Raw genomic sequence first — 6,175 nt, forward strand, 5'->3', positions numbered from 1 at the left:
GGTTGATTTCCGTTCCGACTGGCGTCGATGATCCGACCCAGTAAATAAAAAAAGCAAACTAGAACGTTTTATTAACACTAGTTTGCTTTTTCTTTAAAATCAATTATGCCTGGCATAATCCGTAGGGTTTAGGCCAACAAATGTTTTTTGTGCGAAAGCGAAGTGTCAGCAACAGCATGACGTTGGCCACTTAGCCGTTGCCACAGGGCGTGGTGTTCTTAGACTAAGTTCATCTATTTTAGCGAATGTCTTTTGTACCGAATGCGTAGCGACAGGTATAGATGTTTGGACATCCACTGAAAGAAGTTAAATTTTTGCATACTTGCCATGCCACACAATATTTCTATAGTTTTCTACATCTGTGTCACCCTCAGTGTTAATAAACAACACTCGAGAATCTTCATCTAATTGTAATGTTTCCTTCAGTTCTGTATATTGCTCATTCGTCATCAATTCATAAAAACATCCAACTGGGGCAGCTCCCGATTCTCCAGCAATAATTCGTGCATCTGCCGCTAGTGGATTTCCTAGAATACGCATACCTATTGCGGCAACTTCTTCATCACAGCAAATACTTACTTTCGTATAAGTCTTTAACAGGTCCCAAGCAAGTGGATTCGGCTCACCACAAGCAAGACCTGCCATAATTGTTTGCATCTCTCCACCAACCGTTACAAACTGTTCATCTCCTGCTTTAAAGCTTTCATAATAGCAATTCGCTACAAAAGGCTCAACTAAGACAAATGTAATCTCTTGCTCATAATATTGTTGTAAGAAAGCTACAACTGCCCCTGCAAAAGATCCAACCCCAGCTTGCAAAAATACATGGGTAGGTGCTTTTTCCAACTGCAGGGCGGCTTCTTTTATTAGTGTTGTATAGCCTTGCATTATCCATAACGGAATTTCTTCATAGCCTTCCCACATCGTATCTTGAATAACGACCCATCCATTTTCTGTTGCTAGTTGTGATGTATAACGAACTGTATCATCATAATTCATTGTTGTTATTTCAGCATATGCACCTTCATTTTTAATATTTTGGAGGCGCTCCTCTGCACTACCAGCAGGCATATAAATCCGAGCTTTTAAACCAAGCTCTCTAGCAGCCCATGCCACTCCACGACCATGATTGCCATCTGTCGTTGAAATAAACGTTAAGTCCCCTAACTGCTCCTTTATTTCAGGTGATTTAAGCTGGTCAAACGATAGCTCATCAATATTTCTATCTAACTTTTTAGCAACGTACTGCCCAATTGCATACACGCCACCTAATACTTTAAATGCATTTAAGCCAAATCGATAAGATTCATCTTTTACCACAATACTTTGTACCCCAACGAATGATGCAAAAGTATTTAAGCATCGTAATGGAGTGCTTTCAAACTTCTCATATGTACGCTGAAATTTACCAACACGATTTACTTGTTCTGGTGAAAAATGACGTAGAAAAGGTACTACTTGTTCTACATTCTTCTGTAACAAATATTGTTGGTTGTTAGTCCACAATAATTTCCCCATCCATATCCCCCTAGTTTTTGTACTATTTTCATCTTAGCTTATAGATTCGCAAAACAAAACCATATTACATACTTTAGTAAAAAAAGAAAAATTTGAATCCTTTTGATAGGGTTTATCGTATATCTACCAACATAATAAATAGGAGGTATATAATGGATAATCCTTATAAGATAGCGATAATTGGAGGAACAGGGAAAGTAGGAAGGCATATAGCAACTCAAGCCATCCAAAAAGGATATCATGTTCGGATGCTTGTTAGAAATCCTGAAAAGTTACTGGATAAAAATGATGCAATTGAAATAGTGAAAGGGCAGGTACAGGATATAGAAAACATCCGAGAACTTCTTAAAGATAGTCAAGTTGTTATTAATACATTTGGTCAACCAACTAAAGAGGAACCTATATATAGCAAAGTTACAAATAATATTTTTAATGTGATGAAAGAATTAAACATTAGTCGTTATATAGGTGTTTCAGGTGGTTCTCTAACGATTAAAGAGGACGAAAAAAGCATGATGAATCGTTTAGGAGCAAAGATATTTGAAGTTTTCCTTTCAAAAATGATGCAAGATAAAAAATTGGAATGGGAATATTTATTAAATAACAAACAGATCAAATGGACACTAATTAGATTACCGTTTGTAAAAGATAGTTTAACATCCAATCAGATAAAGGAAAACCTGACGGATATGCCTGGTACAAAAATTACGAATCAAGATATAGCCACCTTTATCATTGATCATATTGATAATACAAAATACGTGCATAAAGCACCGTTTATCTCTCATTAGTGAAATCGCAATAAAAAGATATGAGAAAATAGCATGCTGAGAATATATCCAGCATGCTATATTTTAATTAAAGATAAATCGTAGTAAATTTTTGCTTAATCCCTTTTTATTTATCTTTGTACTGTAATTGTTTGAGAAATGAAATCTAATTTATTCCCATTGAAATCCATAATATTATTACGAGGTGAAGCTTGAATCGTAACACTTCTGCCGTTATCAAATAAATAGCCATTCTGAGGTATTGTAATTAATACTCTATCATTACCTTGTGGATAGGTAGTTCCTGCTACCGAAGAACCATTCACAGTAATATTAAAATCCAAATTATTAACGTTTATTACTGGTTCACTGAAAACAAGCTCTAATGTTTGTGAATTACTAACATTAACAGTTACAACCTTTGGTGCAATATTTTCTTTAAGGTTAATGGATGTTCGCACCTCATCAAATGGTTCCATAGAGTTTGCTGCTCTTAAGCCTTTAATCGTGAAGTTTCGTGTGCCATTAAAATAATTTGAATCCTTTTTCAATGTGAGCTTAATACGATTTAAATTGGATCCCTCTACAACAGCACTTTCTACCTGAGCATTATCAATACTATAATTTTGAACATTTTGAGCAAGTGCTGGATCAACAGGATAATTGAAATTTAAATAAACAATATTATTATCTTTAATAGAATAATCTGTTGCAGATGTTTGAATTGCATTGTATTGCGATAAAGCTAATTTATTGCCATTTATATTTAAATCACCGTTACGTGTAAATTTAACATTTTGCACTTCAGTGACTGGCACACCGTATAAATTAGTAACATTAAATAAATTTAATTTGCCGTCGTAAAGAGCTCCCTTTGTATCATACATGCCTAGCAGTCCTGCCATTTTAACACGTAATTTCGTAGGTTGATCTTTTACAATCTGAATATCACTTTGAGGTCCTCTTGATACCTCATATAAAATGTAATTATTCACGAATTTTCCAGTAAATGATGCTTTTGCGTTAACGCCTAACTGTACTGGCTTATCGAAAGTTAATTGTAAATATTCTACACTATCCTCGTAAACAATTTCAGAATTCATTAGGGCTGGCGCTCTGTCATCTCTTATAAAGTTATACGCTGTTGAGAATGTTGCCGTTTCACCTGATAAGTCGGTTATTACACGACTAGAAGCTGTCCCAATCGTTGTAATTCCTTGAAGCGAGCTTTTTGGATCCACCGTAACATTAAATAAACGACCATTTTTAGGATCTTTCTCTACAGAATTCACAGAAATTGAAGTCTGGCCGCTTTTCACTGAAAGGTCATATGAATAAAGTGGTTGAATCTCCTCTGAGAACAATAGCTGGAACGTATTTGGTCCAGTTTGTGTAACAGAAGATAGTGTCGGTGGAACACCATCCTTATCTCCCTTTTTCACTGTTACAGTTGAAGGGTTTGGTGAAATAATATTCCCTGCTATATCTGTTGACGCTACGAATGTAATTTGAACAGCTGTACCAGGTGCTAAATACACACCATTTATTGTTGCAGCTGATAAGTCAAATGTCGCTTCAGTTGAGTTTTGCTCAATGCTTCCAACTACATTCGATACCTTTGTACCATTTGCTAATGTAAATTGAATGCGTTCATTTGGAAATGCTGCCATTGGCTTAGAAAACTGCACTTTAACGATTGAAGAATTTTTTCCTTGCGTTGTTCCTAAAATCGTAGGTGCTTGTGTATCTCCAGCAATAACAAAATTCGCATCTACTTTTTGAAGCACTGCGCCCTTTTCCGATTTGATGTTACTGAACACATAACGATGTGTACCTTTTAATGATTCATTCATTGTAAAGGTGATTGATTTTTTATCAGCGCTGATTTCTGTTTTTATAACCGATAGCGCTCTTAAAGTATCCACATTAGAGAAAGCTACAACATTATCCTGTAATTTCCCATCTGCTTTTATCACAGAAAGTGGATCAATAGCTTGGTTGAAAACAACTTTAATCTGAGAAGCATTAATTCCCTCAATGGATTGTACATTTAACTCATTCACTTCATATGTAACAACAGCGAAATATGGTTTGTCATTAATTTTGAAATCTACCTTCGTTTCCATATTTTCAGTAAGCGGTGTCGCTAATGTTACCTTATGGCTTGTCCCATCTGTTAATGTTACCTGTAGTGTTTTTGCATCTATAACTTTAACTGTTTGGATGGACACTTCGGGTCCTCTTACCATTTCACTGATATTCGTCATTGACCGATGTAAAAATGACGAAAATTGACCACGTGTTAGTGTTTTTTTCGGATTAAATGTCTTTACATTTGTAATTTTTGCATATTCTAATGCGATGATAGCCTCATGATTTTCTGGTGAAGCTACTTTTAAATCTGTAATAGATGATTTAAAGTTTTCTTTTTTATACATCGCAATTAAATCGATATCGTAAACTTTTTCAATTGCACGTACTAAAATAGAAGCCATTTGTTCGCGCGAGATATACTCGGAAGGTAATAACTTGTTGTTAGTCCCTTTGAAAATACCAGTATCATTTATAAGCGCTGCATATTGTAGTAATTCTTTATCTTTTGAAGATGTAGGCATGTCGGTAAAACGTACTTTTTTATTGTAGTCTGCTGGCACTTGGAAGTGTTCTAATACAAGCCATTTCCCTAAAAATTTTGTTACATTGCCTTTCGTAAGGACCCCGTTTGGCTTAAACGAACCGTCTGGATATCCAGCTACAATTTTTGCATCTGCTAGTGCCAAAATGGCCTCTTTATGGTCATTTTTTGCAATGTCTGTAAAGTTAGCCGCACTTGCAGTCGGAACAACAGCTGCAGCAATCAAAGCAGCAGAAGCTGCACTCATAATCCATTTACCCTGCTTTTTTTTCACATTTATTACCTCCTATGAATTCTATTCATTCCCATTATAAAAGAAAGATAGCTATATTCCAAAGGATATACCAATATTATAGCTATTTACCATGGATTATTTGTCCAATTTAATAGTGAACACATATTTTTTTCTATATGAATTACCTAATTTTATGGGAGGCGCGAATCTTAAGGTTGGTTTTTAGCTTTTTAGATAGTTTAGAGCAAAGGCCAAATGAAGGTTATACACGATTGTCTCTAAACGTGATAAGCGGAAGAATGATAAATAAGCAGACTAGCTATTCTAACTGCAACAGCGGTTCGACGGAAAGGAATTTTCGTTGTTTGATAAAGTACCATAAAAAAAATGCAGTAGATGTAAATTACATCTACTGCATTTCAGTATGACCCGTACGGGATTCGAACCCGTGTTACCGCCGTGAAAGGGCGGTGTCTTAACCACTTGACCAACGGGCCAATGGCGGAGAAGGAGGGATTTGAACCCTCGCGCCGGTTACCCGACCTACACCCTTAGCAGGGGCGCCTCTTCAGCCTCTTGAGTACTTCCCCATAAAAAAATGGCTCCGAAGGCAGGACTCGAACCTGCGACAACCTGATTAACAGTCAGGTGCTACTACCAACTGAGCTACTTCGGAATAATGGTGGGCCTAAATGGACTCGAACCATCGACCTCACGCTTATCAGGCGTGCGCTCTAACCAGCTGAGCTATAGGCCCTTGGAGCGGGTGATGAGAATCGAACTCACGACATCAGCTTGGAAGGCTGAGGTTTTACCATTAAACTACACCCGCAAATATGGTGGGTCAGGACGGAATCGAACCGCCGACACTTAGAGCTTCAATCTAATGCTCTACCAACTGAGCTACTGACCCATATTTTTTAAAAATGGCGGTCCCGACCGGGATCGAACCGGCGATCTCCTGCGTGACAGGCAGGCATGTTAACCGCTACACCACGGGACCATTTTGGTTGCGGG

Annotated in this window: 3 protein-coding genes and 7 tRNA genes; 1 reads left to right on the top strand and 9 read right to left on the bottom strand. The window is 37.0% G+C overall.

Annotated elements, in window-relative coordinates:
- Window positions 1-306: 306 nt before the first annotated feature.
- On the bottom strand, window positions 307-1,518 hold the full coding sequence (gene dpaL / locus ACIQZA_RS09250) for a diaminopropionate ammonia-lyase (protein WP_402882025.1): 1,212 nt from the start codon (window positions 1,516-1,518) through the stop codon (window positions 307-309).
- Window positions 1,519-1,670: 152 nt separating this feature from the next.
- Here dpaL and ACIQZA_RS09255 point away from each other — a divergent pair, with 152 nt between their 5' ends.
- Window positions 1,671-2,309: an NAD(P)H-binding protein gene (locus ACIQZA_RS09255; protein WP_402882023.1), complete on the top strand. Its 639-nt coding sequence runs from the start codon at window positions 1,671-1,673 to the stop codon at window positions 2,307-2,309.
- 110 nt (window positions 2,310-2,419) lie between these two features.
- Here ACIQZA_RS09255 and ACIQZA_RS09260 read toward each other — a convergent pair whose 3' ends face one another.
- The 8 genes from ACIQZA_RS09260 to ACIQZA_RS09295 form a co-directional block, all read right to left on the bottom strand.
- Entirely contained in the window at window positions 2,420-5,197 is a 2,778-nt protein-coding gene (locus ACIQZA_RS09260; protein ID WP_402882022.1) for an S-layer homology domain-containing protein, read from the bottom strand.
- A 386-nt stretch (window positions 5,198-5,583) separates the two neighbouring features.
- A tRNA-Glu gene (locus tag ACIQZA_RS09265) sits at window positions 5,584-5,655 on the bottom strand.
- Between the two features lie 2 nt (window positions 5,656-5,657).
- Window positions 5,658-5,748, bottom strand: a tRNA-Ser gene (locus ACIQZA_RS09270).
- A gap of 9 nt (window positions 5,749-5,757) precedes the next feature.
- Window positions 5,758-5,834, bottom strand: a tRNA-Asn gene (locus ACIQZA_RS09275).
- 4 nt (window positions 5,835-5,838) lie between these two features.
- Window positions 5,839-5,915: transfer RNA gene (locus ACIQZA_RS09280), tRNA-Ile, on the bottom strand.
- Window position 5,916: 1 nt separating this feature from the next.
- Window positions 5,917-5,990: transfer RNA gene (locus ACIQZA_RS09285), tRNA-Gly, on the bottom strand.
- Between the two features lie 5 nt (window positions 5,991-5,995).
- Window positions 5,996-6,071 (bottom strand) — tRNA-Phe (locus ACIQZA_RS09290).
- A 14-nt stretch (window positions 6,072-6,085) separates the two neighbouring features.
- Window positions 6,086-6,161: transfer RNA gene (locus ACIQZA_RS09295), tRNA-Asp, on the bottom strand.
- Between the last annotated feature and the right edge of the window lie 14 nt (window positions 6,162-6,175).

The sequence above is a fragment of the Lysinibacillus sp. NPDC096382 genome, from assembly GCF_044762845.1.
GTDB lineage: Bacteria > Bacillota > Bacilli > Bacillales_A > Planococcaceae > Lysinibacillus.

Excerpts from the sequence above, each read along its gene's own strand:
- dpaL (WP_402882025.1), bottom strand. The coding sequence starts at position 1,518 with ATGGGGAAATTATTGTGGACTAACAACCAACAATATTTGTTACAGAAG.
- ACIQZA_RS09255 (WP_402882023.1), top strand. The coding sequence starts at position 1,671 with ATGGATAATCCTTATAAGATAGCGATAATTGGAGGAACAGGGAAAGTA.